Raw genomic sequence first — 26,089 nt, forward strand, 5'->3', positions numbered from 1 at the left:
TTTGTTCGGTCAGTTGCTGGTGTTACGACCATGGGGTCACGTAGAGGTTGCGTCCAGGTGACGATTGATTTCATGCCGTCGCCTGAAGCGGCAGACACACCCGGAACAGCGCGCCCTCGCCTATCTGGCTTTCGACCTCGATGGTCCCGCCGTGGGCCGCGACAATCTGTTCGGAAATGAACAGCCCCAGGCCCAGGCCGGCCGCCGCATGGTTGACCGAAACCCGCTCGAACTGCTGAAAAATGCGCTTCTGGTTCTCTTCACTGATACCAATGCCGTGGTCACGCACTTCCACGCGCGCTTCGCCGTGTTCGCTGTAAACCCGCACTTCCACCGGGCTCTTGGCGCCGTAGCGCAGGGCGTTGGTCAACAGGTTGGTGACCACCTGCTCGATGCGGAACTCATCCCAATGGCCTTCCACCGGCTCGTCGGCGACCAGCTGCATTGACGATTCGGCGGCAGCAACCTGTGGCTCGAAGTTATGCACCAGGTTGCGCACCAGTTGCGCCAGGTCAAAGCGCGCCGGGCGTATCGACAGCTTGCCGGTGCGGATGCGCGATACGTCGAGCATGTCCTCGATCAGGCGGATCAGGCTTTTGATCTGGCGCTCATCGCGGTCGACCATCGCGTGCATCTTGTCCAGGGTGAACGCCGCAGCGTTGTCGCGCGCCAGGTGCATCTTGCGCAATTGGGTTTCCAGGATCAGCCCGTTGAGAGGCGTACGCACTTCGTGGGCGACGATTGACATGAAGTCATCGCGCATGCGCACGGCCTGCTCCAGCTCGGCCTGGGTGGCCTGCAGGCGCGTCAGCAGCAGTTCCTGCTCGCGGCGGCTGCGCTCCAGGGCTTCGACCTGCAGCTTCATCGCCTTGCTCTGACGGTACAGGTCAACGAATACATTGACCTTGCTCTTTACCGCGTGGATATCCAGCGGTTTGTGCAGGAAGTCCACCGCGCCGCTTTCATAGCCCTTGAAGGCGTAATTGAGTTCGCGGCCGGCGGCGCTGACGAATACGATCGGGATGTTCTTGGTCTTTTCGGTGCCGCGCATCAGTTCGGCCAGTTCGAAACCGTTCATGCCAGGCATCTGCACGTCGAGGATCGCCATGGCGAATTCATGTTCCAGCAACAGGGACAACGCCTCGTCGGCACTCAACGCCTTGAATACCTGGCGGTCTTCGCGCTTGATCAGCGCTTCGAGGGCCAGCAGGTTTTCCGGCAGATCGTCGACGATCAGCAGTTTGGCCTGGACAGTACTTAACATGGGGAAGGTTCCAGGGAAGCCAGCAATGAGCCAATCTGGCTCAAGGAAAGAATATGGTCGGGTGTGTGCAACGCCAGGGCCGCCAGGGGCATCACGGCAATCCGGGCTTCAGCGGGGTCCTGTACAACGGTGATGCCGCCCGATTGCTTGACGTGGGCCAGGCCGCGCGCGCCGTCCTGGTTCGCGCCGGTCAGCAGGATCGCCAGCAGGCCTCGCCCGTAGGTATCGGCGGCAGAGGCGAAGAGAAAATCGATGGCTGGCCGGGAATGGTGCACGCGGTCCTCCTGGCTCAGGGACAGGCTGCGGTCGTGTTCCACCGACAAATGATAGCCGGGGCCGGCGAAATACAAGGTGCCCGCCTCGATCGACTCTTTGTCCCGCGCCTCCTTGACCGGAATGCGCAAGCGCCGCGCAAAGACCTCCGCCAACTGGCTGCGACGCTCATCCGGCAGGTGCAGCACGGCAATGATCGGCAGGCCGAACGTAGCCGGCAACCCGCCAAAAATACTCAGCAACGCCTCCACGCCGCCGGCGGAGGCGCCGACGACGATGGCTTCAAGCCCGATAATCGGGGTGATTGCAGCGTCGCTCATAATTTGCGGTAGATCCGTTCCTGTTTGACCAAGGGTTCGAATTGCTTGCTGTAGGCGGAAAAATCCAGGGTTTCCTTGCTGCCCAGCACCAGAAAACCGCGATGGCACAGCGACTCATGAAACAGCCCAAACGCCCGGTCTTGCAAATTTTTATTGAAATAAATCAACACGTTGCGACATGAAATTAATTGAGTTTCTGAGAATACGCTGTCGGTCGCCAGGCTATGGTCGGCGAACGTGACGTTCTCGCGCAGCGTCTTGTCGAAGATCGCGTTATCGTAAGCTGCGGTGTAGTAGTCGGCAAATGAGCGTTGGCCGCCGGCCTGCTGATAATTAGCCGTGTAGGCGCGCACGTTCTCCAGGGAGAAGATGCCTTGCTTGGCTTTGTCCAGCGATGCCGGGTTGATGTCGGTGGCGTAGATGATGGTGCGCTCGAGCAAGCCTTCTTCGCGCAGCAGGATCGCCATGGAGTAAACCTCCTCGCCCGTGCTGCAGCCGGCGATCCAGATCTTGATCGACGGGTAGGTCTTGAGCAGCGGCACCACTTCCCGGCGAATCGCGAGAAAGTGCGAGGGGTCGCGAAACATCTCGCTCACCGGGATCGTCAGGAACTGCAGCAACTGCATGAACGCGGCCGGGTCGTGCAGCACCCGCTCCTGCAGCGCGGAAATGGTCGCACAGTCGAACTGGCGCAGGGCGTGGGCCACCCGCCGCTTGACCGACGCACCGGAGTAGTCGCGAAAGTCGTAGCTGTACTTGAGGTAAATCGCCTCGATCAACAGGCGCAGCTCAATGTCGCTGCTTTTGTCCAAAAAACTTCGCTCCACTTAAATGCGTTCCATCTTTGGTAGCCATACGCGAATCAACGAGAACAGCCGGTCCAGATCAATCGGTTTGGCCAGGTAGTCGTTGGAGCCTGCCGCCAGGCAACGCTCCTGGTCGTCCTTCATGGCCTTGGCCGTCACGGCGATGATCGGCAGCTTCTTCCAGCGTGGGTCCTGGCGGATCAGGGCGGTGGCTTCGTAACCGTCCATCTCCGGCATCATCACGTCCATCAGTACCAGATCGATATCCTCGACCTCATTGAGCTTGTCGATGGCTTCGCGGCCGTTGCGCCCGATCACCACCACGGCGCCTTTGTGCTCCAGGGCGCTGGTCAGGGCAAAGATATTGCGCACGTCGTCGTCCACCAGCAGGATCTTGCGCCCTTCGAACACCTTGTCGCGGCTGCGCGCGGTCTTGAGCATCTTCTGGCGGTCATGGGACAACTGGGATTCGACTTTGTGCAGAAAGAGTGTGACTTCATCGAGCAGGCGCTCCGGAGAACGGGCGCCCTTGATGATGATCGAGCGCGAATACTTGCGCAGTTCAGCCTCTTCGTCGCGGGTCAAGTTGCGCCCGGTGTAGACGATCACCGGCGGGAACGAGCAGATATCCTCGGTGGCCATGCGCTTGAGCAGCTCGTTGCCGAGCATGTCCGGCAGCTTGAGGTCGATGATCATGCAGTCGTAGACATTGGTGCGCAGCAGGTCCAGTGCCGCCTGGGCGTAGCCGACATCGGTGATTTCAATGTCATCGTCGCCGATCAGTCGGGCAATGCTGTCGCGCTGCAGGTCGTCATCCTCGACCAGCAGCACGCGCTTGACCTTTTGCGTCAGCTTGGCTTCCAGGCGCGCGAACACGTCCTTGAGCTCTTCACGGGTGGTGGGCTTCACCGCGTAACCGATGGCGCCCATGTGCATGGCGGCTTCGACGCGGTCTTCCACGGAAATCACATGCACCGGAATGTGCCGGGTATTGGCGTGCGCCTTGAGACGCTGCAGCACCGTCAGCCCGGAGTGGTCCGGCAGGCGCATGTCGAGCAGGATCGCGTCGGGGATGAACTCCTCGGCCAGGCTGTAGCCTTCGTCAGCACCGTGGGCCACCAGGCAGTTGTAGCCCAGCTCATGGGCCAGATCAAAGAGGATGCGCGCAAAATTCGGCTCATCTTCCACCACCAGGATGCAGCGGGTGGTGAAAGGCCCTTTGTCACGGTCATCGGCAAAGCGCGGGATCGGCTCGGCATCGGCTACCGGCAACGTCGCAACCTTTACGGGCGCGGGGGCCGGTACCGCTACGGCCTGGCGCGGGGCCTCGATCGGCGCGGCGTCTTCGGCGCGTTCAACATACTGTTCCGGCAATACCAGCGTGAAAATGCTGCCCTTGCCCGGCTCGCTGGCCACGCTGATGTAGCCGCCCAGCAAGTTAGCCAGGTCACGGGAAATGGACAGGCCCAGGCCGGTACCGCCGTAACGGCGATTGGTGGTGCCATCGGCCTGGCGGAAGGCTTCGAAGATGCTTTCCTGCTGATCCTGGGCGATACCGATGCCCGAGTCGCGCACGGTAAACGCAATGCCCTCTCCCGGAGCACGGGACACCGTCAGGCTGACATCGCCCTGCTCGGTGAACTTGATGGCGTTGGACAGCAGGTTCTTGAGGATCTGCTCCAGGCGCTGGCGATCGGTGAACAACAAGGACGGTGCGCCTTCCTGCAGGTCGATCTGGAAGCCCAGATTGCGATCCTTGGCCAGCGGCTCGAACATGCCGCGCAGGCCATCCACCAGGCGCTCGACGCTGGAATTTTCCGGGCGTACTTCCAACTTGCCGGCTTCTACCTTGGAAATATCCAGGATGTCGTTGATCAGGTTGAGCAGGTCATTGCCGGCTGAATAGATCGACTCGGCAAACTTGACCTGTTCGGCACTGAGGTTTTCCTGAGGGTTCTCGGCCAGCAACTTGGCCAGGATCAACGAACTGTTCAGCGGCGTGCGCAGCTCGTGGGACATGTTGGCGAGGAACTCGGACTTGTACTTGCTGGAGCGTTGCAGCTCATCGGCGCGGTCTTCGAGTTCCAGCTGCACCCGGTTGAGTTCGATGTTCTTGCGGTCCATGGCATCGCGCTGGTCGGCCAGGGTCTGGGTCTGTTCGGCCAGTTGTTCGTTGGTCTGCTCAAGCTCCGCTTGCTGGGTTTCCAGGTGCGCCTGGGACTCCTTGAGGATGCGTGACTGTTCTTCCAGCTCCTCGTTGGCGGTCTTGAGTTCTTCCTGCTGCACTTGCAACTCTTCGTTGAGCTGCTGGGTTTCAGCGAGTACTTCCTGCAGACGCTGGCGATAACGCGCGGCTTCGATGGACGTACCGATATTGCCCGCGATCAGCTCCAGCAATTCGACATCGCGTTCTTCCAGCGGGCGCAGGAAGCCCAGCTCGATCACGCCGTTGACGCGGTCGTCATCGCTGGTCGGCACCACCAGTACGCTGCGGGCCGCGCCCTCGCCCAGCCCCGAACTGACCTTGAAGTAGTCCACCGGTACGTCGTCCAGGCGGATCAGACGATCGAGCTGGGCGGCCTGCCCCACAATGCCTTCGTCGCTGTAGATCGCTTGTTCCAGCTGCGCCTGTTCGCGGGAGAAGCCGTAGGTGGCCACGCGTTTGAGCCCGCCGTGTTCTTCGCGTACGTACAACGCTCCAACGGCCGAGCCCATGTATTGGGCAAAAAACTGCAGGATATTGCGGCCCAACAGGTTCAGGGTCAGCTGGCCGAGCACCTGTTCGGCCAGTTCAGTTTGGCCGTTGCGCAGCCAGGCTTGCTGCTCCAGGCGCTTGGCGATCTTCTTTTGTGACGCGAGGCTTGCGCTGTAACTGTTTGAAAGTTCGAGCAAGTTTCTTCTGCCGATATACGCCAGGAACCCACTGAGCCCGAGTACGAACATCAGGTACAGGGTGACGCTGAGCACCGTGGTGCGGGTGACCTCTTCATTGCGGGTGATACGGAACTGCTGCTCCATCGCCACCGCGTCGTCGTATTCCTTGCGAATTTCATCGGTCAGGCGCTTGCCCCGGCCCGCCTTCACCGCACCGCGGAAGTCGCCGCTGTCGCGCTGCAATTCAATCATCGACTGCGCGTAGTTGTTCCACTCTGCCTGCAACGCTTCAAGACGCTTGAGGCGGTCGACCTGCTGCGGGTTGTCGGCCACCAATTCCTGCAGATTGCGCAGGTCGGCAATGATTCGCGGCTTGGCCACCTCGTAAGGGTCGAGGAAATGCTCGTCACCGGTAATCAGGAAGCCTCGCATGCCGGTTTCCAGGTCGACCGTCAGTTTGGACGACTCATTGAGGTTGTTGATGACCCGGTCGGTGTGCTCCACCCACTGGATCACCGACAGCAAGTAAGTGATCAGGAAAACGAAAAACACCGCACTGAGCACACCCACGCCCAATGGCAGGGCCACGTTGCGGCTCAGGAGTTTACGGAAGCTATTTTCATCAACTGACGACGCGGGAGTCATGGGCATGCCTTGGCCAAGTGCGGAAAAACCGGAAGTTTGCCCCAAAGTGACGATCAAGACCATTTTTCTGGAGTGATTTGGTAAAGATTCCTACGATAGAACAGGCTATTCTGCCTGGTCTTTTCTATCGTTTTTACCGCCCGACGGAACTTGTCGATAACCTGCGCTTACTCAAGTAACAGGTCGGTCAGAACGGCCGCTGGTAAAAACCTCGTCTTTTTTGGGAACGCCTTACTATGTCTAGCTCCACCATCCTTGTTGTCGAAGATGACGCTATCGTGCGCATGCTGATCGTCGATGTGCTTGAGGAGTTGGAGTTCACGGTACTCGAGGCCGCCGATGCCGAAGAGGCGCTGAAGATTGTCGAAGGCAAAGACACGGTCATCGACCTGATGATGACCGACGTCGGCCTGCCGGATATGGACGGTAAGCAACTGGCGACCAAGGTGCGCGAACTGCGCCCCGCCCTGCCCATCCTGTTCGCCAGCGGCTATGCCGAAAACATCGACGTGCCAGCCGGTATGCAGGTGATTGGCAAGCCATTCTCGATCGATCAACTGCGCGATAAAGTCAAATCGATGTTGCCCACATGATCTCTTGTCCTTTTGCAGGTTTTAACGTGACGTCCGGGAAATAAAACAGGAAACTCATCGCCTTCATTTCCCCGTCAGTCAAACGAACTCTGGAAGGACGCAACAACATGATTGGACAACCCGCGCGCCTGGTGTTGGCGAGCCTCTCGATACTCCTGAGCACCAGCGCCTGGGCCGACTTCACGGCGACGCCGACCGAAGCACGGGCCATTGCCAAGGAAGCCTATTTGTACGGCTATCCTGTGGTGCAGATGTACAAGACGCTCTACACCCAGGCCGTTGATAAAGGCGGTGTCAACTACAAGGCCGCGTTCAATCACATCGGCAATACCGCGCAGGTTTTCACCCCCAAGGACACCGCGTTCGTGACCCCGAACTCGGACACGCCCTACTCCTTCGTCTGGATGGATTTGCGCAAGGAACCCTTGGTGCTGACCCTGCCCAAGGTCGAAGACAACCGCTACTACTCGGTGCAGTTGATCGACCTCTATACCCACAACATCGCCTACCTGGGCACGCGCAGCACCGGCAACAACGGCGGTCACTACATGATCGCGGGGCCCGACTGGAAGGGTCAGCAGCCAGTCGACATCGACCGCGTGGTCTACAGCGAAAGCAATATCGCCTACGCGCTGTATCGCACCCAGCTGTTCGATGAAAAAGACTTGAGCAAGGTCAAGCAAATCCAGAGCGGCTACAAAGTGCAGCCGCTGAGCAGCTACGTGAAACAAGCGGCCCCGGCGAAAGTGGCGAAGATCGAGTGGCCCAAGCCAATGGCGAACATGAGCGACAGCCCGCAGTTGTTCCGCTACTTGAACTTCATGCTGGCCTTTGCGGCGCCGCAGGACAGTGAGAAGGACCTGCTGGCGCGTTTTGCCACCATCGGCATCGCCCCCGGCGCGCCCTTTAAGCTGAACCAGCTGACCGCCGAACAGCGTAAAGCGCTGGAAGATGGGATTGCCGACGGCAAGGCCGAGTTCGCCGCCTTCAAGAAAGACAAGGTCGACACTCACCAAGTCTCCAGCGGCGAGTTGTTCGGCAGCCGTGACCGCCTGAAAAACAATTACCTGTACCGTTACGCCGGCGCCAACCTGGGCATCTTCGGCAACTCTACCGACGAAGCTGTTTACTTCACCTACTTCGATGACAGCGAAGGCAAGCCGGCCAACGGCGCACGCCGCAGCTATACCGTGCACTTTGCCAAGGACCAACTGCCACCCGCCGATGCGTTCTGGTCGCTGACCATGTACGACGCCAAGACCAAGTTGCTGGTGCCCAACCACAAGAAACGTTACCTGATCAACTCACGCATGTTGCCTGAGCTGAAGCGGGACGCCGACGGAGGCCTGACCCTGGCGCTGCAGCATCATGAGCCACCGAAGGCCGAACAGAGCAACTGGCTGCCCGCCCCCACCGGGCCGTTCTTCGCGGTGCTGCGTGTTTACCTGCCCAAGCCTGAAATCAGTCAATGGACGTTGCCGCCGTTGACGCCGCTCAAGTAACACCACGCGCGGCGGGAGTCGACTCACAGTGGCCTCCCGTCGCGCGTTTATGCGTCATTGCTGTTTGAGCTTCAGAAAAGACTGATGCAGGTCGGATGCCCATCCATCGATGACACTTTTCACATCACCGGCCTTCATCACCTGAGTGTCGTTTGCCAAGGGCTCCCCTGTGCCTTTGCGCACCACCTGGGCAATCACTTTTCCGTTGGCGCCATCAAGGAACTGCGCCTCGGTGCCCAAGGTGGTTTCCTGGTCGCGGATCCCCGTGCCGGTACTCACCGCCGCCGCGACAAACGCAACCGGAATGAACTCGTAAGGCTTGAGACCTTCGGTTTTACTGCCGACGGCCGTAATCGCTGCGCGCACGACGATTACCCCGGGGCCTGGGCCATTTGCCAACGGCATTGAACGGGCCAGTTCACGCTTGAGGGCCTGGTTGTAATAGTCGTTGATGCCGCGCAGGGTGCTGTCTGGAATCCGGGGGGTGGCTTGAGGCTTGGGATAGAACTGCGTGGGTTCGATGTACACCGCGCTGTAGCGGTTCAGGTCCAGTGTGGGATCGACCCAGCGCATCACTTCGGCTCCGGAGGGCGACTTGGCTTCCTTGAGTCGGCTGTAGTCCGACAGAAAGCCCGAATATTCGTCCGGTTGCGTGACCTTGCTGGCGCAGCCCGCCATGCCGATCGAGGCGACGCACAGCATGCTGACCATTAGCCTGAGTTTCATCGTTGGAGCTCCCCATCGATAGATTGAGCTCTAGGTATAGCCAATCTTGGGAAAACGGGCTGCTTATTTTGGCCATGGGCCTTGGGGGGCGAAGCCACAGGTTGTCGGTGACGGCTCGGGAGCTGAAGCCTCTCCAACTGACGCCCCCGCGAGCTAAATGTGGGAGGGGGCTTGCCCTCGATGGCGATGGGTCAGTAGCAGATGCATTTACTGACCCACCCTCATCGGGGCATAGGTATCTACGCTCTGATCCAGCATTCTGGTCGGCTGTCAGGCCGCCATCGGGGGCAAGCCCCCTCCCACATTTAGTTCGCGGGGCATCAGTCAGGCAGTCGTGGGCTGCCTCGCCCCTCATGATCAGTATTGCTCAGCCGCGTTCGCGGGGGATCAGGCTCTGCAACTGCGCTGCCAGGAAATTGGCGTCGAAGGCGAAGGTATCCGGGTCTTTCAGGCCATTTGTCTTCTTCCAGAGCCAATCATTTTTATCCGCCGGCAGCACCAGCGACACGCTGCCGTGGCGGGCGGCGGTCAGGCCCATTACCGCAACAGAAATAAACCCGTCCGCGCCCATCACGTCCGGCACGAACTCCACGCTTTTACCCGTGATGAGCACATTCAACTTCTCGGTCTTGAAGGTCGATGCCTCCACTGGCACGCTCGGACTGCTAGCGACATAGGCTTCCCGACGCACCTCCAGCAAACCAGCGCGTTTGACCGGTTCCAGCCACTGTTCGATCTGCTCGAACAACTCGCCAAGCTTCTGCGCCCAACGCGCCGACTGCAGCTCGAATTGCTGTTTTTTCTGCGCTTCGCTCTCGGCGTAATGACGAAGCATCTCGCCCAGTTGCTGTACATCGTCCATTGCGGATTTCCTTGGGTGAGCCAGGTTGCGAAGCCTGATCATCGCAGATGCGCGTGCCAGGCGTACGGGTTAAAGGTGATTGCGCCTGGTTCGGCAATCGGCGGCAAGCAGGTCATGCCTGCGGTAACGGTGTATCGAACGAAGGATGCTCCAGTAGAAGGCGACGCCACTGCATTCGAAACCAGGGCGTAAATGACGCGTGCGGCTCAGCAAGCCGGGCTGATATTTCGGCACGGGTCAGCCAGCTGATTTCGCTGATTTCGTCAGGAACGGGTGAAACCACAGCGTCCGATCGAGCCACCAGCACATGACACAGTTCGTGCTCGGCGCCGATCGAGCCAAAGCGGGCATGGTACTCAAAGCTGTATAGCGCCCCACAGGCAGCCCGGATGCCCAGCTCTTCGCGCAAGCGCCGAGACGCGGCATCCAGAACAGTCTCGCCAGGCGCCGGATGGCTGCAGCAGGCATTCGACCAGAACCCAGACCAGAGCATTTTCCCTGGGGCGCGGCGTTGAAGCAGATGCCGCCCGCGCCGGTCGATCAAATGTACCGAAAACGCACGGTGAAGCTGCCCCGCGCCCAGGTGGGCATCGCGTTTGCCACACACGCCGATCGGTACATCGTGCGCGTCTACCAACACCACATCATTGTTCATGCATAGTTCCTTCGCTGACCGGCTCGGCGCCTTGATCCTGTTAGACAACCTGTCCCCACGCGCTGACCAGGGTCAACGCTGCGGCAGTGAACGCGGGATCGGCCCGTAGCCGGGTCATGCCGTCCAGGTCGCCCTGTTCGAGTAGCCCACGTTTGAGCAACGCTGGCCCGGCCTGTGCCGTGGTTGCGGCCCAAAAGGTGTCGGCGGGGCTGTTATCGCCGATACGGCCTTCAAGGGTGCGGTGCCCTACATTGGCAAGCCCCCGATCACGTAACCGATCCGGGAGCGTAGCGGCCCAAAGCATGTCGGAGCCAACGGTCTGCTCCAGCAGGGTAATCCCGGCCTGGGCCACTTTTCGGAACAACGGGTTCGCGGCGCTCAGGCTCGGCTGCAGGCTCACGTCCTCGATCACCAACCAGCCTCCCGGGCGCAGCCAGGTGATGGCTCGCGTCAATAGGTCCTCACGCTCGCCGAGGTGACACAGCAGCGCCCTGGCATGTACCACGTCAAAGGAGGCAACAGGAAAATCATCGGTCGCGGCATTGTGGGTAAGCACCCGGATACCGGGGATATCGGTAAGGAACCGGGTGTCGATATCCGTGGCGGTGACGCTTGCTTGGGGATATCGCTGGCTCAGCCAGCCGGCGAGCGATCCGGCCCCGGCGCCTAGATCGAGGATGGCAGGCTGGTCGGGAAGCACCAATTGATTAAAAACCTCTTGGCTCAACGGGTCAAAGACACGCTCCAGGGTGCGCAGCCGTGCCAGTTGGCCAGCGTGCTGGTCTGCGAGATAGCTGCTGGTGTAGCCGGGCTCGTCGAGGTTGACGGTAAGGGTCACAGTACGACCTCCAGTCGATCAGGGCAGCGATTGAGGAAACCGCGTTCAATGGGCTTGAACCCCGGAGCCCAGCGCACATTTGGAAAGGTCTGCAGCAGCAAGCGAGCGCCGAGCGTGATTTCCAACCGCGCCAGCATCGACCCCAGGCAGAAGTGGCGGCCTGCGCCGAAGGCGAAATGGCTGGTAGCCTGTTCGCTGCGCGACAGATCAAACGTGTCCGGGTCGCTGAAGTGGTCCGGATCACGGTTGGCCGAACCAATCAGGCAGGCCATTGTTGCGCCAGCCGGAATCGTGCCCGAAGGCAGTTGCAGCGGTTCACGGGCTTCGCGGAGCACGAGCTGCAACGGCGGGTTGCGCCGCAGGGTTTCGGCGAGGGCGTTATCCATCAGCTCTGGATCAGCGATCACCGCGTCTTTGACGCCCGGTTCGCTCAGCAGATTCACAATCAGGTTCGCCAGCGCGCCGTGGCTGGTTTCGCTACCCGCCGTCATCAGGATCGCGCAGTAAGCGCGCACGAACGTCTCGGACAATGGCTGGCCGTCAATCCGTGCCGCCAGGAGCTGCGAGATCAAGTCGTCCGTGGGTTCGGCGCGTCGAGCGTCAATGTGGGGCTGAATAAAGTCGTAGAAGCTGTCTCGGTTGGATAATCCACCGGTCAGCAGCGCCGGGTCCTGTCGATAGTTGCCCATATACGCGAAACCGATGGCGCACCACCGCTTCAGCCGCTCCACCTCTGCGCAGGTTTGCGCCGGCAGCCCCAGTGCATGCGCCATCACCCGTACCGGCAGCGCAGCGGTGAAATCGGCGATCAGGTCAACCTGGGGGCGACCGTGCATGTGCGCCAGCAAGTCTGTGGTCACCGCGATGATGGAAGCTTCAAGCGCCGCGGGGGCCTTGCCACGAAACGCAGGGCTGAGCAACGCGCGGTGCTGGGCGTGTTCACAGCCGTCCATCGTGACGATGGTGTGGCCCAGCAGCGGTCCGATCTGCCAACTGTAGTTATTGTTGCTTGCACCCGGATGAGTCAGGGCGGCTTTGACGTCCACATGTCGGCTGACCAGCCACACATCGGTGGGCTCGTCGTAAGCGATCGGCAGCGTGGTACGCAATTGCTCATACAACGGGTATGGGTCGATTTCGAACTGCCGGGATTTGAGCGTCGGAGGGATAAGTTTCAGGTCCACTTGCTGATTGTTCCGGGCCGCAGAGTCGGCGGCATGCAGCAGATAACGAGAGACGCTGCGGTGCCAGTCGCCTGCCGCCCGCACAACCTGACGCAGCCGGTCCGGGTCGGTCGCCGCGCTCGGCGGGTGGCGCGCCGGCTCGGCAGCGAGCGCCGTGAACTGCGCCACTGCCGTGTTTATCATCTGATGGGCGGATTCGATCGCGGCGGGCCAATCCATGCCAGCGCAGGCTGCGAGTACCGACACCAGGTTGAAGCGCTCACCACACACCACATCCTTGGCAATCGAGTGGATATCGTTGGTCCAGGCGATGATATCGGCAGCGTGCTCACGCATCGTGCTCCACGCTTGAACATCCTCTGGGGACGCATACGGATCGAGGGTTTCGGCCCCATCGATGAGATCAAAGAAGAACAGTGCGCCGAACGAATCCCGGCGCAACGGCAGATAGTCGGCCAATGTGAGCGCTGTGTCGGTTTCCCGCACGTGCACCAGCGTTGCCTGCGCACGCAAATGCTGGATCAGATGTCGCACCAGCCGGGCCCGCCAACGGTCGCCGCCCCAGCTCCGGGTCCGCGGCCAAAGATCATCAACCAGAACGGCGAGCATCGGGTCCTCGAACCGGCTGCTTTGGCCTGAGGAAGCAGCGCCGCTGCTTTCGGTCAGCGTCTGCACCGAGGCGATGAAACCTTCCAATGCTCCGTTTTCCGCCCAGGGCCCATCGTCGATACGGTCATCCAGCGTGAGCGCCCACAGGTACCAGCACACCAGGATCTCGGCCCGGTCCGTGGGCGCCCTTCCGCATAATGCCAGCCCCAGGTCGAGCAGCGCCGTGGTACTCAATCGATGCGCACCACGGCGGCCGATCAAGCCGTATCGCTGCGCCCAGGCGAGGGCATGCGCGCGCAACTGCTCGCTGTCGGAGCGTGGCGGCGGACCGGCGAAAGGAAACTGAATCTCGGGGATGATGAGGGGCGGCGGTGGGTGATCTCTGTGGCTGGGGCCGGGGTCGTCCTCGCAGTGTGGCGGTGCCATGATGAACTCCTCTTGAATGAACTTTCATTAAGAACGACCTTACAGAAAACCAACCCCATCAGGGTGTGAGGGGAGTCTGACTATTCATCTAGTAAAGGCAGCTCTGGAGCGTAGGAAAAGGTCTATCGCCATCGTGAGCAGTGACCGGTCATCAACATTGCATGAACTGCACTGGTGGATTGGCCGGCAACTGCACATGACTAATGCGCGTTCGGTGAGTATGGTGGAATCCACATTCCCTGCCCGGAGCATCGCATGCGCACCATCGGCCTTATCGGCGGCATGAGCTGGGAGTCCAGCGCCGAGTATTACCGCCTCATCAACCAGCAAGTACGCGACCGGCTCGGCCCGCTGCGTTCGGCGCAACTGTTGATGTACAGCGTGGACTTCGGCCCGGTGGAACAGGCCCAGCACGCCGGGCGCTGGGACGATACCGCGCTGATCCTGGAAGACGCCGCGCGCCGTTTGCAGGCCGGGGGCGCCGAGTGTGTGGTGCTGTGTACCAACACCATGCACCGGGTGGCGCCGCGTATCGAGGCGGCGGTGTCGATTCCCTTCCTGCATATCGCCGATGCGGCGGGCGCTGCCGCCGTACAGGCGGGCACCTTGACCGTGGGGTTGCTCGGCACTGCATTCACCATGGAACAGGACTTCCTCAAGTCCCGCCTGGCCGCACAGGGCCTGACCGTACTGGTACCGGATGCGGACGAACGCAAGGCGGTGCACCGGATCATCTATGAAGAGTTGTGTGTGGGGGTGATCAGCGCCGAATCACGCGCCGTCTACCAGCGGGTGATCGAGTCCCTGGCCGCGCGCGGTGCCCAGGCGGTGATTCTTGGCTGTACGGAAATCAGCCTGCTGATCAAGCCCGAGCACTGCGACCTGCCGCTGCTGGACACCACCGAGCTGCATGCGCGGGCTGCGGTGGCGTTTGCACTGGAGGACTAAACCGGCGTGCGCAGGCGCGCCATGCTCAAGGTGTCGACGAACACACCGTCACGCAGGGCGTAATCGCGCAAACAGCCTTCGACCTCGAAGCCGAATTTGCGGTACAGGTTGTGCGCCGCCTCGTTGTCGGCGTACACCGTGAGTTCTACGCGATGCAGGTTCATCCAGTTGTCAGCCACATCCAGCGCGGCCGTCAGCAACTTCGAACCCACGCCCTTACCCTGCCAGGCCGTCGCCACCCCCATGCCGAGCGACCCCACATGCGCCTGGCGCACGCGCAGGTACTGTTCCAACCCCAATTGACCAATCACTTCGCCGCCGTGCACCGCCACCAGTTGCAAACGGCGTTCGTTATCCATTACCAGGCGCTTGCGCCACGCTTCCACTGACTGAAAAGGCATTTGCAGCACCTGACGGCATACCGCCGGTTCGTTATAGAGCGCAGCGACACCCTCAAGATGGGCCTCGGTGAAACGCTGGATCACGATATGGGGCTCGGGGGTGTGCATCGTATTTCATCCTTTGAAAGACAAGTGGCCGTCTAGTGTAGGGCATAGGCATCGAAGCGACGTTGTAGCAGCCTACGGAAAACACGCTGACCTGTAGGAGCGAGCTTGCTCGCGAAAAACCCCGGGCCTCCGCGTTTATTCAGAATGAACGCGTTGCCTGGAGGTTTTTCGCGAGCAAGCTCGCTCCTACAAAAGGCATTTAAGCGACAGGTCGTGCCAAGCGCCACACCCTGGCAATATCCGAGGCCCGCTCACGCAACAAACGCGGCGCCTCGCTGCATGCCTGGGCAAGACTCATCGGCCCCGAGGGCAACGCAAACGCGGCGTCCACGCCGTGGGCGTACATCTGCTCGTAGCCATCGCCCAGGGTTCCGGCGATCACGATCACCGGGACATTGTGTTGCCGGGCAATACGCGCCACGCCAAACGGGGTTTTCCCGCGCAGGGTCTGGGCATCGAAGCGGCCTTCGCCGGTGATGACCAGGTCGGCGCCACGCACCACAGCGTCGAGGCCAACCAGCTCGGCCACCACTTCAACGCCGGCGCGGAACTGCGCGCCGAGGAATGCCTTGGCGGCGAACCCCAAGCCGCCAGCGGCGCCGCTGGCGGGTTCGTCACGCACGTCCTGGGCCAGCACCCTGGCGCAGTGGTCGGCAAAATGACCAAGGGCGGCGTCCAGCTGCTGCACCTGTTCGGGGTTGGCGCCTTTTTGCGGGCCGAAAATCGCCGAGGCGCCGTGGGGACCGCATAGCGGGTTGTTCACGTCCGCCGCGATTTCGAAGCAGACCCGCGCCAGGCGTGGGTCGAGGTTTTCCAGGTTAATACGCGCCAGGCCGCTCAACGCCAAGCCACCGGGTGCCAAGGGCTGGTTCTGGGCGTCGAGCAACTGCACGCCGAGCGCTTGCATCGCACCTGCGCCGCCATCGTTGGTGGCACTGCCACCGATCGCCAGGATAATGCGCCGGGCGCCCTGGTCGAGTGCGGCGCGGATCAGCTCGCCGGTGCCATACGTGCTGCTGGAGCAGGCGTCGCGCTGGCCCGGTGCGACCAACTGCAGGCCACTGGCCTCAGCCATTTCGATGATTGCGGTGTGGCTGTCGGCCAACCAGCCCCAATGCGCCTGCACCGTATCGCCCATTGGCCCGCGCACGGCCTGGCTGCGCAATTGGCCGTTACACGCGGCGAGCACTGCTTCGACCGTCCCCTCACCGCCGTCCGCCATCGGGCATTGCACCAGCTGTGCGTCAGGCCAGACCTGAGCCAACCCTTGCGCAATCGCCTGGGCGACCCCTTCGGCACTCAGGCTGTCCTTGAACGAGTCGGGGGCGATGATGATTTTCATGGGCGTTCTCCGGTTTTTATAACGCCCATGCTGCCAGTTGGCATCGCCAATGACGCCGGTCCGGTGCACAAGTGCAGCTGAGGTTTGTTGTTCATTTTTACAAAGCCTGGGGCAACAGTTGCACGCCCAGGTACAGCGCCAGCATGCCATCCAGGCTCAGCGGGTCGACACCGCTCAGTTCGGCAATCCGCTCCATGCGGTAGCGCAGGCTGTTGCGGTGAATCCCCAGGGCATCGGCACAGGCCTGGCTTTGCCCGTCGTGGTCGCACCATGCGCGTAGCGTGGCCAGCAGTTGACCATTGTTGTCCTTGGCGAGGACTTTGCGCAGCGGGTTGAGCAATTCATCCAGGGCATCGTCGTTACGATGGCGCCAGAGCATGACCGGCAGACGATAGCGGTTGAGGATCAACAGGCGCGAATGCGGCAGGATATCGCGACCGTAGGCCAGCAAATCGCTGACACGGCGATAGCACCTGCGCAACCCGGCCAAACCTTGCGCCTGCCCGCCTACGGCGACCCGCAAGACAGTCCAGCCCAGGCCGTCGAGCTTTTCCAGCAGGCGCGGGTTATCGATCTGCACTGACGCGGGTCGACACCACAACAGCGACAACGGCGCTGAACTGACGCACCAACTGTCCGGATAACGCGACGTCAGCCAGGCACTCAAGGCTTCGGCCGACTGCCCCGCGCCCAGTTCGAACAGGTAAGGCGTACGCGCCAGTTGCGGCTTGAGGCCCAGTTGTTGCGCTTCGTCGACCAGGCGCGGCGAGTCACCGGTATCGGCCAGCAGCAATGCCAGCAGGTCGTCACAGCGCTGGCGCCGCCACTGCTGCTCGGCCTGCTGGTGGCGCTGACTGACCAGCATCTCGGCGGTCATGCGCACCAGTTCGGCGTAGGTGCGCAGGCCTTGGGGTTCACCGGTGATACCCAGCACACCGATCAGGCGCTGATCATGCATCAGCGGCAAGTTGATGCCAGGCAGCACACCCTTGAGGTGCTTGGCGGTCTGCCCATCGATTTCCACCACGCGCCCGTTCGCCAGCACCAGTTGGGCGCCTTCGTGGCGGGTGTTGATGCGCTCCGGTTCGCCGCTGCCGAGGATCAGGCCCTGGTTGTCCATAACGTTGACGTTGTAGGGCAGGATCGCCATGGTGCGATCGACGATATCCTGTGCCAGCTCATGATCCAGCTCGAACATGGGGCTATTTTCCTTCCAAAGCGAATTGGTCACCGGCACAGCGCAAAGCGGGCCTGGCTGTGCGCAAGCACAAAGACAGTTGCCCATCGCGTCGCCGAGACTGTTTGGGCGATCAACGTTACCCTCGCATCGCTAAAAAACATAATAAAGAGAGACTCGCCATGTCACAGAGCGCCGCCGCAGCACTGGCCACCGATGACGATAAAAACGCCATCTACAAGCGCGTTACCCTGCGCCTGATCCCCTTCATCTTTATCTGCTACCTGTTCAACTACCTTGACCGGGTGAACGTTGGCTTTGCCAAGTTGCAGATGCTCGACGCGTTGAAATTCAGTGAAACCGTGTACGGCCTGGGTGCCGGAATCTTCTTTATCGGCTACGTGCTGTGTGGCGTGCCGAGCAACCTGGCGCTGACCCGGTTCGGGCCAAGGCGCTGGATAGCGCTGATGATGATCGTGTGGGGCACCTTGTCCACCTGCCTGTTGTTCGTGACCACGCCAACGCATTTCTACACCTTGCGTCTGTTCACCGGTGCCGCCGAGGCGGGGTTCTTTCCCGGTGTGGTGCTGTACCTCTCGCAGTGGTTCCCGACATTTCGCCGAGGCCGGATCATGGCGCTGTTCATGTCCGCGATTCCGGTCTCCGGCCTGCTCGGCAGCCCGTTCTCCGGCTGGATTCTCAACCACTTTGCGGCCGGTCAAGGCGGCCTCGCCGGTTGGCAGTGGATGTTCCTGTTGCAAGGCATTCCCACCGTGATCCTCGGCGCCCTCGCCTACTTCCTGCTCAGTGACAGCTTCGCCCACGCCAAGTGGCTCAAGCCCCACGAACGCGCGGTACTGGAAGCCGACCAGGCCACCGATCTTGCGAACAAACCGAAAACCACCACCGACTCCCTGGCCGAGGTGTTCAAGAACCCGGCAATCTGGGCGTTCGGCCTGATTTATTTCTGCATCCAGAGCGGCGTCTACGCGATCAACTTCTGGCTGCCGTCGATCATCAAGAACCTGGGGTTCAGCGATAACCTGGTGATCGGCTGGCTCAGTGCGATCCCGTACCTGCTGGCCGCAGTCTTCATGTTGCTGGTGGGCCGTTCCGCAGACTTGCGCAAGGAACGCCGCTGGCACTTGGTGGTACCGATGCTGATGGGCGCGATTGGCCTGGTGATCGCGGTGAATTTCGCTACCACCCCGGCTATCGCCATTCTCGGCCTGACCATCGCCACCATGGGCGCCCTCACCGGCCTGCCGATGTTCTGGCCGGTGCCCACCGCCATGCTCAGCGCGGGCGCGGCGGCGGGTGGGCTGGCATTGATCAACTCCATGGGCCAGATGGCCGGGTTTCTCAGCCCCTACATCGTCGGGTTCGTGAAGGATGCGACGGGGTCCACGGATGTGGCGCTGTACTTGCTGGCGGCGGTCATCGTGGCCGGCAGTGTATTGGCGTTGCGTATGACACGCACCTTGAAGGCATAAAGCGCCCCACACTGGACGCTGTTACAGCAAACCGCCGCCGTCGATATCGATCACGGCGCCGGTCATGAAGCCGTTTTCCATGGCCAGCACATACCCTGCCGCCACTTCCTGCGCCTGCCCGACGCGCCCAACCGGCAAGGCCCCACCGGCCTTGGCGAACATCGCCAGGCGCTGCTCTTCACCAAGCCCGGCGTACGCCGGCGTGTCGATCACGCCGGGCTGATCACGTTGACGCGGCGCGGCGCCAGTTCCTTGGCCAGCTGCTTGCCCAGCGCTTCGGTGGCGGCATTGATGCCGACCTTGATGAACTGTCCCGCAACCAATTTGCGCCCCAACTGGCCGGAGGTCAGGCTGATGCTGCCGTGCTCATGCAGAAACGGCAGTGCCTGTTGAATCGCACGCAACGCGCCCCAGAGTTTCACATTGAAGTTGGCCTGGGCTTCGTCCAGGTCGGTGTCGATCAGGGTTTTGGCGTTGACCGAAGGGCCTGATGTGTAAACCAGATGATCAAAGTGCCCCACTGTTTCGAACAGGCGTTGCAAGGATGCGCTGTCGCTGACATCCACCGGCTCGCTGCGCATGCCGTCGTGCTGCGCCGAGGTCAGGCGGCGCCCCGCCACCACTACCTGCGCACCCCGCTCGGCCGCCGCTTTGGCGACGGCTGCACCGATGCCGCTGCTGCCGCCGATCACGATAATGGTTTTGCCGCGAAGAGACGTTGTCATGGGAAATGTCCGGTTGAGGAAGTGAGCGTTCATCTTCCACGCTTGGTAATCGGAGAAAAATCCCGGTAAAACGACAAGATCTTTAAAGGAATTTTACAAATGAGCTCGATCCTGGACCTCGAAGTGTTCGTGCGCACCGCCGATGCGGGCAGCCTGTCTGCTGCGGCACGCGGGCTTGGCCTGACCCCGGCAGCGGCCAGTATTGCCCTCAAGCGCCTGGAAACCCGCCTGGGCCTGCGCTTGTTCGCCCGCTCCACCCGCAGCATGCGGCTGACCGAGGAAGGCCGGCGTTATCTGGACAGCGTGCGTGTTGCGCTGGCCGCATTGAATGAGGGTGAACAGGCGCTCAAGCAGCAAAGCCAGGGCCTGACCGGTTTACTGCAAGTGGCGGCACCCTCGGATTTGGGGCGCAATGTGGTGCTGGGCTGGCTGGACGCCTTCAAGGCCGAACACCCGAACATCCGCCTGCAACTGATGCTCAACGACAGCAACGCCGACCTGTTTCGCGAAACCGTCGACATCGCCCTGCGTTTTGGCGTGCCGCAGGATTCCAGCCTGGTCGCGTTGCCTATTGTCTGCGACCACCATCGCGTCGCCTGCGCCAGCCCCGCCTACCTGGCGCGCCACGGCACGCCGCAGCACCCCGCGCAGCTGTCACGGCACAGCGCGTTGCGCTACATGCGCCAAGGTCAAGTCAGCAAGACCTGGCGCTTTCGCCAGGGCACGCAAGTGGAAGAGGTCGAGGTCAGCGGCGACTTTCTCAGCGACGACGGCGAGGTCGTGCGCCGTTGGGCCCTGGCCGGGCACGGCATCGCCTATAAGGCCCGGCTCGATGTGGTGGGCGACCTTGCCGCCGGCCGGCTGGTGGCATTGTTTGATGGATGGCAAGGCGAACCTGCGCCCTTCAACCTGATGTGCCCCCATCGTCTGCAGGTATCGGAACGGGTGAAGGTGCTGCAGCGTTTTTTACAGGAGCGCTGCCAGGCGTTGCTGAGCGCATGAAGAAACACACACAGGGCTTGTTCCAGAGCGTTGGTGTCTGGTATTGCATTACCCACGTTTGCCTGCCATGAGGAGCTTTGCATGATTTACCGCACGTTGGGCCAGTCCGGGTTGAAGGTCAGCGCACTGACACTGGGCACCATGATGTTTGGCGAACAGACCAGCACCGAAGACTCGTTGCGCATCATCGACAAGGCCTGGGATCAAGGCATCAACTTTATCGACACCGCCGACGTCTACACTGGCGGGCGCTCCGAGGAGATCGTCGGCGAGGCCATCGCGCGCAACCGCCAGGACTGGGTGGTGGCGTCGAAGGTCGGTTTCGGCCCGGCGGATGGTATGCCCAACCGCAATGGGCTGAGCCGCAAACGCCTGTTCAATGCACTGGAGGCGAGCCTGGCGCGCTTGGACACCGATTACCTGGACATCTACTACCTGCACCGCGAGGATCACGACACGCCGCTGGAAGTCACGGTATCGGCGATCGGCGACCTGATTCGCCAGGGCAAAGTGCGCTACTGGGGGTTATCCAACTACCGCGGCTGGCGTATCGCCGAGGTCATCCGCGTGGCCGAACGCCTGGGCGTTGACAGGCCCATCATCAGCCAGCCGTTGTACAACATCGTCAATCGCCAGGCCGAGGTCGAGCAAATCACCGCCGCGGCTGCCTATGGACTGGGCGTGGTGCCCTACAGCCCGTTGGCGCGTGGCGTGCTCAGCGGCAAATACGCCCCCGACCTGGCGCCTGAACCGGGCAGCCGCGCGGCACGCCAGGACAAACGCATCCTGGAAACCGAATGGCGCGTGGAATCGCTGCGCATCGCCCAGCAAATCCAGCAATACACCCAGGGCCGTGGCGTGGGCATGGTTGAGTTCGCGATCGCCTGGGTGCTGAACAACACGGCTGTGAGTTCAGCGATTGTCGGCCCGCGCACCGAGGCGCAGTGGGATGCATATACCGGGGCATTGGCGGTAGAGATCACGGCGCAGGATGAGGCGTTTGTCGACTCACTGGTGACGCCGGGGCATTCGTCCACGCCGGGGTTCAATGACGTAGGGCATTTCGTGTCGGGCCGAGTGACGCAGTCTCGCTGACCACTGGAACGCGCTCAAACCGCGGGTTACACGAAAGTTCACGCAAGCCCGCTCCAAAACAGCGCAGCGCTTTAACGCTAAAAGCACCATAATCCTCTGCTGGAATTGGATCTGAATCGGCTTTCGCGAGGACAGCGTGTCTAAAGGTGTTGCGTTATCGGTATTGGCCTCGGTGTTGTTCGCCGTGATGTATTACTTCACGTCCCTGCTCACACCGTTGAGTGGCCTGGAAATTTTCGGTTGGCGCATGTTGCTGACCGTGCCCTGCATGACCATATTTATGGTAGTCAGCGGCGAATGGCGGCGGGTGTGGGAGTTACTGCGTCTGCTGGCGGCCAGGCCGCGCTTGATCGGCGGCGTGCTGGTGTCGTCCGCGTTGCTCGGCGTGCAGTTATGGCTGTTCATGTGGGCACCGCTTAATGGCCGCAGCCTGGATGTGTCGGTGGGTTATTTCCTGTTGCCGCTGACCATGGTGTTGACCGGGCGCCTGGTCTACGGCGAACAGTTATCGCGCTTGCAGCAGATCGCCGTGGTATTTGCCGCATTGGGTGTGCTCAACGAGCTGTACCAGGCCGGCGGTTTTTCCTGGGCGACCCTGGTAGTGATCATCGGTTACCCCGTGTATTTCGTGGTGCGTAAATACCTGACCACCGACCATCTGGGCGGCCTGTGGCTGGACATGGCGTTGATGCTACCGGTGGCCTGGTGGTTCGTGCAAAGCGGCGAACAGGGCTTTGCGGTACTGGATGCACAGCCCAAGCTCTACGCGTTGATTCCCATGCTGGGCGTGATCAGTGCTTCGGCGCTGGTGAGCTATATCATCGCCAGCCGTTTGCTGGCCTTTAGCCTGTTCGGCCTGCTCAGTTATGTGGAGCCGGTGTTGTTGCTGGCAGTCGCGCTACTGCTGGGTGAAGGCATCAAGGGCGGGCAATGGCTGACTTATATCCCGATCTGGCTGGCGGTGATGGTGCTGGTGTATGAAGGATTCAAGCACTTGGTGCGTCAGCGCAAGGCTTGACTCGGTCAAAAATGTGGGAGGGGGCTTGCCCCCGATAAGGCAGTGTCAGTCAGCGCATATGTGACTGAGCCACCGCCATCGGGGGCAAGCCCCCTCCCACATTTGATCGCTGTTGTGTCAGGGATTATTGCTTAGTCAGCGGTCAACACACCGCGACGTACCTGATCACGCTCGATGGACTCGAACAACGCCTTGAAGTTGCCCTCGCCGAAGCCATCGTCGCCTTTACGCTGAATGAATTCGAAGAACACCGGGCCCATCAGGGTTTCCGAGAAGATCTGCAGCAGCAGGCGCTTGTCGCCCTCGATCGAGGAGCCATCGAGCAAAATGCCGCGCGCCTGCAGTTGGTCCACCGGTTCGCCGTGGTTCGGCAGGCGGCCTTCGAGCATCTCGTAGTAGGTGTCCGGCGGCGCGGTCATGAAGCGCATGCCGATCTTCTTCAGCGCGTCCCAGGTCTTGACCAGGTCGTCGGTGAGGAACGCCACGTGCTGGATGCCCTCGCCGTTGAACTGCATCAGGAACTCTTCGATCTGGCCGGCGCCCTTGGAGGACTCTTCGTTCAACGGGATGCGGATCATGCCATCCGGCGCGCTCATGGCCTTGGAGGTCAGGCCGGTGTATTCGCCCTTGATATCGAAGTAGCGCGCTTCACGGAAGTTGAACAGCTTCTCGTAGAAGTTGGCCCAGTAAGCCATGCGGCCGCGGTAGACGTTGTGGGTCAGGTGATCAATGACCTTCAGGCCGGCGCCCTGAGGGTTACGGTCTACGCCTTCGAGGTAGACGAAGTCGATGTCATAGATCGAGCTGCCTTCGCCAAAACGGTCGATCAGGTACAGCGGCGCCCCGCCGATGCCTTTGATCGCTGGCAGGTTCAATTCCATCGGGCCGGTGTCGATATGAATCGGCTGGGCCCCGAGTTCCAGGGCGCGCTTGTAGGCTTCCTGCGAGTTCTTAACGCGAAACGCCATGCCGCACACCGACGGCCCATGCTCGGCGGCGAAGTACGAGGCAAGGCTGTTAGGCTCATTATTGAGGATCAGGTTGATCTCGCCCTGACGGAACAGGTGCACGTTCTTGGAACGGTGGGTTGCAACCTTGGTGAAGCCCATGATCTCGAAGATCGGCTCCAGGGTGCCCGGGGTCGGCGAGGCGAATTCAATGAACTCAAAGCCCATCAGGCCCATCGGGTTTTCGTATTGGTCGGTCATGTTCGGTGCCTCATCATGCTTGGGGTAAACAAATAGTTATTTGCGGGCAAGGATGAGGTCAGCGGGTGGCGCACAGGAAAGGCCTCGCACGCTGCGGGCGAGGAAGTCACCAAAGATGAGGGGCGAACCGAGTTGCTTCATGGTGTCATCAGTCTCTGACGGCGAGGCTTGCGTGAGCGCAAGTCCATATTCTTGTATGCGTAAATCGATTCTACACAGCGTAACAGTGTTTGTCCGTACTCTTATCAAATCTCCATTGCCTTGCTGTGCGCAAGGAGTTTATTGCGCAGATAAGGCGTTACGTTTTGCCGAGCACCGCGTGGCAATGCCATCTATCATCGGCATAGTCTCCCCTTTTCTGCATGGCTGCCCCTCTATGCCCCTGACCTCCCAAGGCCCACGAAGCCGAGTCGCCCGCTATTCGTTCAGCGCAGTCTGCGGCCTGCTTCCCGTTCTCCTTGGGGTGGTGATTCTTTATTGGCAGGCCGAGCGCACGCTTGAGCAAAGCACCGCTCAAACGGCGCAGGAAGCCGTGCGCCAGTTCGACTTGATGCTCGACAACACCGCCGCCGCCGCCCAAGTGCTGCTACCACTGGCCGGCTTGCCGTGTGATAAGGCGGCGAAGCTGGCACTGCGTGAGCAGGTCACTCGTCGGCCGTTCGTGCGTGCCACCACCCTGTCCTGGCAGCGAAACATTTATTGCAGTTCATTGTTTGGCAGCGGTTATGAGTCGCCGGTCAACCCGGATGACTACGTTGACGGCAGTTTGTGGTTGATGAACGGCAACCCCGTCACGCCGGATACCGCGCTGCTGGTTTACCGGTTGGTCGACGGAGATCGAGCCGCGTTCGCCTCGATTGACGGCTACCACCTCACCAATGCCCTGCGCCTGATCAGCCGCTACGCCTTCCTGGTGCTGAAGGTCGGCCCTCATTGGCTGGGCGCCGACGGTAAGGTCCATACCAGCACACCGCCTGCGTTTGCCGTAGCCCAGCACTTCTTGGCCTCCAACCGTTATCCCTACAGCGTTGACGTGGGCATGCCCGAGGGTGAGGTGTGGCGTTATATGCAGGCGCGCTACCCGGCAGTGTTCAGTCTGGTGGTGTTTTTTGGCGTGCTGGCCGGCATCCTGGCCCATTGGCTGCAGAAGCGCTCTTCGGCGCCTACCCACGAGTTGCAACGGGCCCTGGGCGCCAACGAGTTCATTCCCTATTTCCAGCCGGTGGTGCGCGGCGACACTCGCCAATGGGCCGGCTGCGAAGTGCTGATGCGCTGGAAGCACCCTAAAGAGGGCCTGGTACGGCCAGACCTGTTTATCCCCCTGGCTGAACACTGCGGACTGATCGTGCCCATGACCCGCGCCCTGCTCCGCCAGACCGCAGCGCAGTTGGCGCCGCATGCCGAGCACTTCAGCCCGGGCTTCCATATCGGCGTGAACATCACCGCACGCCATTGCCTGGACCTGGATCTGGTGGACGATTGCCGGGAATTCCTCGCAGCCTTCCCGCCCGGCCAGGTCACCCTGGTCCTGGAATTGACCGAGCGTGAGCTGATCGAACCCACCGACATCACGCGCCGCTTGTTCGACGCTCTGCACCAGTTGGGTGTGATGATCGCAATCGACGACTTCGGCACCGGGCATTCCAGCCTGGGCTACTTGCGCAACTTCAATGTGGATTACTTGAAGATCGATCAAAGCTTCGTCGCCATGATCGGAGCGGATGCGCTCTCCCGGCATATTCTCGACAGCATCATAGAACTGTCCGCCAAGCTCGACTTGGGTATCGTGGCTGAGGGTGTGGAAACCGCGCAACAGTGTGATTACCTCATTGCAAAAGGCGTGGACCTTTTGCAAGGTTACCTGTTCGGCCGTCCGGTACCCTGCGATGAATTCATTAAGGCGTTGACCCGCCATTGAACAGCCATCGACTTTAGATGAAACAATCTTATTTAGACAAAGACGTGATTTACTCGAAGTGGATTAACCACTACAAT

Annotated in this window: 21 protein-coding genes and 1 pseudogene; 8 read left to right on the forward strand and 14 right to left on the reverse strand. The window is 61.0% G+C overall.

Translation table 11 applies throughout. The annotated features are described in order from the left end of the window. Positions 1-70 precede the first annotated feature (70 nt). Genes C4J93_RS13945 through C4J93_RS13960 form a run of 4 tightly spaced genes read right to left on the reverse strand, consistent with a single transcriptional unit; the run spans position 71 to position 6,182 of the window. The gene (locus C4J93_RS13945; RefSeq protein WP_124409969.1) at positions 71-1,264 is read right to left on the reverse strand and encodes a hybrid sensor histidine kinase/response regulator; all 1,194 of its coding nucleotides are present in this window, start codon (positions 1,262-1,264) and stop codon (positions 71-73) included. Further along, on the reverse strand, positions 1,258-1,857 hold the full coding sequence (locus tag C4J93_RS13950) for a chemotaxis protein CheB (protein WP_124429658.1): 600 nt from the start codon (positions 1,855-1,857) through the stop codon (positions 1,258-1,260). The genes C4J93_RS13945 and C4J93_RS13950 overlap by 7 nt, the downstream gene beginning before the upstream one ends. Continuing rightward, the gene (locus C4J93_RS13955) at positions 1,854-2,684 is read right to left on the reverse strand and encodes a protein-glutamate O-methyltransferase CheR (protein WP_372238144.1); all 831 of its coding nucleotides are present in this window, start codon (positions 2,682-2,684) and stop codon (positions 1,854-1,856) included. The genes C4J93_RS13950 and C4J93_RS13955 overlap by 4 nt, the downstream gene beginning before the upstream one ends. After that, positions 2,685-6,182 (reverse strand): response regulator, encoded by a 3,498-nt coding sequence (locus tag C4J93_RS13960; protein WP_124429660.1) that lies wholly within the window; start codon positions 6,180-6,182, stop codon positions 2,685-2,687. A 236-nt stretch (positions 6,183-6,418) separates the two neighbouring features. On the opposite strand from C4J93_RS13960, the gene C4J93_RS13965 reads away from it, so the two are divergent. Together C4J93_RS13965 and C4J93_RS13970 are read left to right on the forward strand one after the other, a co-directional pair. After that, positions 6,419-6,775 (forward strand): response regulator, encoded by a 357-nt coding sequence (locus C4J93_RS13965; RefSeq protein ID WP_124414759.1) that lies wholly within the window; start codon positions 6,419-6,421, stop codon positions 6,773-6,775. A gap of 107 nt (positions 6,776-6,882) precedes the next feature. Then, on the forward strand, positions 6,883-8,277 hold the full coding sequence (locus C4J93_RS13970) for a DUF1254 domain-containing protein (RefSeq protein ID WP_124429661.1): 1,395 nt from the start codon (positions 6,883-6,885) through the stop codon (positions 8,275-8,277). A 54-nt stretch (positions 8,278-8,331) separates the two neighbouring features. Here the strand turns inward: C4J93_RS13970 and C4J93_RS13975 are convergent, their stop codons facing one another. The 5 genes from C4J93_RS13975 to C4J93_RS13995 form a co-directional block, all read right to left on the reverse strand. After that, positions 8,332-9,003: a DUF3313 domain-containing protein gene (locus tag C4J93_RS13975; protein WP_124429662.1), complete on the reverse strand. Its 672-nt coding sequence runs from the start codon at positions 9,001-9,003 to the stop codon at positions 8,332-8,334. A 367-nt stretch (positions 9,004-9,370) separates the two neighbouring features. Next, positions 9,371-9,865, reverse strand: coding sequence for a hypothetical protein (locus tag C4J93_RS13980; protein WP_124429663.1), 495 nt, complete (start codon positions 9,863-9,865; stop codon positions 9,371-9,373). A 112-nt stretch (positions 9,866-9,977) separates the two neighbouring features. Continuing rightward, the gene (idi, locus tag C4J93_RS13985) at positions 9,978-10,520 is read right to left on the reverse strand and encodes an isopentenyl-diphosphate Delta-isomerase (RefSeq protein ID WP_124429664.1); all 543 of its coding nucleotides are present in this window, start codon (positions 10,518-10,520) and stop codon (positions 9,978-9,980) included. Between the two features lie 40 nt (positions 10,521-10,560). Beyond that, positions 10,561-11,358 carry a trans-aconitate 2-methyltransferase gene (locus C4J93_RS13990; RefSeq protein ID WP_124429665.1) on the reverse strand — a complete coding sequence of 266 codons (798 nt, stop codon included), beginning with the start codon at positions 11,356-11,358 and terminating at the stop codon, positions 10,561-10,563. Continuing rightward, on the reverse strand, positions 11,355-13,577 hold the full coding sequence (locus tag C4J93_RS13995) for a cytochrome P450 (RefSeq protein WP_124429666.1): 2,223 nt from the start codon (positions 13,575-13,577) through the stop codon (positions 11,355-11,357). Before C4J93_RS13995 ends, C4J93_RS13990 begins: the two co-directional genes overlap by 4 nt. 255 nt (positions 13,578-13,832) lie before the next feature. On the opposite strand from C4J93_RS13995, the gene C4J93_RS14000 reads away from it, so the two are divergent. Then, positions 13,833-14,525 (forward strand): aspartate/glutamate racemase family protein, encoded by a 693-nt coding sequence (locus tag C4J93_RS14000; RefSeq protein WP_124429667.1) that lies wholly within the window; start codon positions 13,833-13,835, stop codon positions 14,523-14,525. On the opposite strand, the gene C4J93_RS14005 is transcribed toward C4J93_RS14000, so the two are convergent. The 3 genes from C4J93_RS14005 to C4J93_RS14020 form a co-directional block, all read right to left on the reverse strand. Further along, complete coding sequence (locus C4J93_RS14005; RefSeq protein ID WP_124362955.1) at positions 14,522-15,034, reverse strand: GNAT family N-acetyltransferase; 513 nt, start codon at positions 15,032-15,034, stop codon at positions 14,522-14,524. The two genes, C4J93_RS14000 and C4J93_RS14005, sit on opposite strands and share 4 nt — an antisense overlap. Before the next feature lie 199 nt (positions 15,035-15,233). After that, the gene (locus C4J93_RS14015; RefSeq protein WP_124429669.1) at positions 15,234-16,376 is read right to left on the reverse strand and encodes a glycerate kinase; all 1,143 of its coding nucleotides are present in this window, start codon (positions 16,374-16,376) and stop codon (positions 15,234-15,236) included. A 97-nt stretch (positions 16,377-16,473) separates the two neighbouring features. Continuing rightward, complete coding sequence (locus tag C4J93_RS14020; protein ID WP_124429670.1) at positions 16,474-17,574, reverse strand: sugar diacid recognition domain-containing protein; 1,101 nt, start codon at positions 17,572-17,574, stop codon at positions 16,474-16,476. Positions 17,575-17,735: 161 nt separating this feature from the next. Here C4J93_RS14020 and C4J93_RS14025 point away from each other — a divergent pair, with 161 nt between their 5' ends. Then, complete coding sequence (locus C4J93_RS14025) at positions 17,736-19,046, forward strand: MFS transporter (RefSeq protein WP_124429671.1); 1,311 nt, start codon at positions 17,736-17,738, stop codon at positions 19,044-19,046. Positions 19,047-19,067: 21 nt separating this feature from the next. On the opposite strand, the pseudogene C4J93_RS14030 reads toward C4J93_RS14025, so the two are convergent. After that, a pseudogene (locus C4J93_RS14030) lies at positions 19,068-19,771 on the reverse strand (SDR family oxidoreductase). 99 nt (positions 19,772-19,870) lie between these two features. Here C4J93_RS14030 and C4J93_RS14035 point away from each other — a divergent pair. The 3 genes from C4J93_RS14035 to rarD all read left to right on the forward strand — a co-directional run bounded on the left by C4J93_RS14035 (position 19,871) and on the right by rarD (position 22,886). Further along, positions 19,871-20,773 carry a LysR family transcriptional regulator gene (locus tag C4J93_RS14035; protein ID WP_124429672.1) on the forward strand — a complete coding sequence of 301 codons (903 nt, stop codon included), beginning with the start codon at positions 19,871-19,873 and terminating at the stop codon, positions 20,771-20,773. Between the two features lie 81 nt (positions 20,774-20,854). Then, positions 20,855-21,868, forward strand: coding sequence for an aldo/keto reductase (locus tag C4J93_RS14040; RefSeq protein WP_124429673.1), 1,014 nt, complete (start codon positions 20,855-20,857; stop codon positions 21,866-21,868). Positions 21,869-22,004: 136 nt separating this feature from the next. Further along, entirely contained in the window at positions 22,005-22,886 is an 882-nt protein-coding gene (rarD, locus tag C4J93_RS14045; protein ID WP_124429674.1) for an EamA family transporter RarD, read from the forward strand. A 131-nt stretch (positions 22,887-23,017) separates the two neighbouring features. Here the strand turns inward: rarD and hppD are convergent, their stop codons facing one another. Next, positions 23,018-24,094: a 4-hydroxyphenylpyruvate dioxygenase gene (gene hppD, locus C4J93_RS14050; protein ID WP_124370790.1), complete on the reverse strand. Its 1,077-nt coding sequence runs from the start codon at positions 24,092-24,094 to the stop codon at positions 23,018-23,020. A 376-nt stretch (positions 24,095-24,470) separates the two neighbouring features. Here hppD and C4J93_RS14055 point away from each other — a divergent pair, with 376 nt between their 5' ends. Beyond that, positions 24,471-26,012: an EAL domain-containing protein gene (locus tag C4J93_RS14055; RefSeq protein ID WP_124429675.1), complete on the forward strand. Its 1,542-nt coding sequence runs from the start codon at positions 24,471-24,473 to the stop codon at positions 26,010-26,012. Positions 26,013-26,089: the final 77 nt, after the last annotated feature.

The organism is Pseudomonas sp. R2-37-08W (genome assembly GCF_003851705.1).
In the GTDB taxonomy this organism is placed as follows: domain Bacteria; phylum Pseudomonadota; class Gammaproteobacteria; order Pseudomonadales; family Pseudomonadaceae; genus Aquipseudomonas.

Coding starts and splice junctions, on each gene's coding strand:
- C4J93_RS13945 (WP_124409969.1), bottom strand. CDS start 1,264: ATGTTAAGTACTGTCCAGGCCAAACTGCTGATCGTCGACGATCTGCCG.
- C4J93_RS13950 (WP_124429658.1), bottom strand. CDS start 1,857: ATGAGCGACGCTGCAATCACCCCGATTATCGGGCTTGAAGCCATCGTC.
- C4J93_RS13960 (WP_124429660.1), bottom strand. CDS start 6,182: ATGACTCCCGCGTCGTCAGTTGATGAAAATAGCTTCCGTAAACTCCTG.
- C4J93_RS13965 (WP_124414759.1), top strand. CDS start 6,419: ATGTCTAGCTCCACCATCCTTGTTGTCGAAGATGACGCTATCGTGCGC.
- C4J93_RS13970 (WP_124429661.1), top strand. CDS start 6,883: ATGATTGGACAACCCGCGCGCCTGGTGTTGGCGAGCCTCTCGATACTC.
- C4J93_RS13975 (WP_124429662.1), bottom strand. CDS start 9,003: ATGAAACTCAGGCTAATGGTCAGCATGCTGTGCGTCGCCTCGATCGGC.
- C4J93_RS13980 (WP_124429663.1), bottom strand. CDS start 9,865: ATGGACGATGTACAGCAACTGGGCGAGATGCTTCGTCATTACGCCGAG.
- idi (WP_124429664.1), bottom strand. CDS start 10,520: ATGAACAATGATGTGGTGTTGGTAGACGCGCACGATGTACCGATCGGC.
- C4J93_RS13995 (WP_124429666.1), bottom strand. CDS start 13,577: ATGGCACCGCCACACTGCGAGGACGACCCCGGCCCCAGCCACAGAGAT.
- C4J93_RS14000 (WP_124429667.1), top strand. CDS start 13,833: ATGCGCACCATCGGCCTTATCGGCGGCATGAGCTGGGAGTCCAGCGCC.
- C4J93_RS14005 (WP_124362955.1), bottom strand. CDS start 15,034: ATGCACACCCCCGAGCCCCATATCGTGATCCAGCGTTTCACCGAGGCC.
- C4J93_RS14015 (WP_124429669.1), bottom strand. CDS start 16,376: ATGAAAATCATCATCGCCCCCGACTCGTTCAAGGACAGCCTGAGTGCC.
- C4J93_RS14020 (WP_124429670.1), bottom strand. CDS start 17,574: ATGTTCGAGCTGGATCATGAGCTGGCACAGGATATCGTCGATCGCACC.
- C4J93_RS14025 (WP_124429671.1), top strand. CDS start 17,736: ATGTCACAGAGCGCCGCCGCAGCACTGGCCACCGATGACGATAAAAAC.
- C4J93_RS14035 (WP_124429672.1), top strand. CDS start 19,871: ATGAGCTCGATCCTGGACCTCGAAGTGTTCGTGCGCACCGCCGATGCG.
- C4J93_RS14040 (WP_124429673.1), top strand. CDS start 20,855: ATGATTTACCGCACGTTGGGCCAGTCCGGGTTGAAGGTCAGCGCACTG.
- hppD (WP_124370790.1), bottom strand. CDS start 24,094: ATGACCGACCAATACGAAAACCCGATGGGCCTGATGGGCTTTGAGTTC.
- C4J93_RS14055 (WP_124429675.1), top strand. CDS start 24,471: ATGCCCCTGACCTCCCAAGGCCCACGAAGCCGAGTCGCCCGCTATTCG.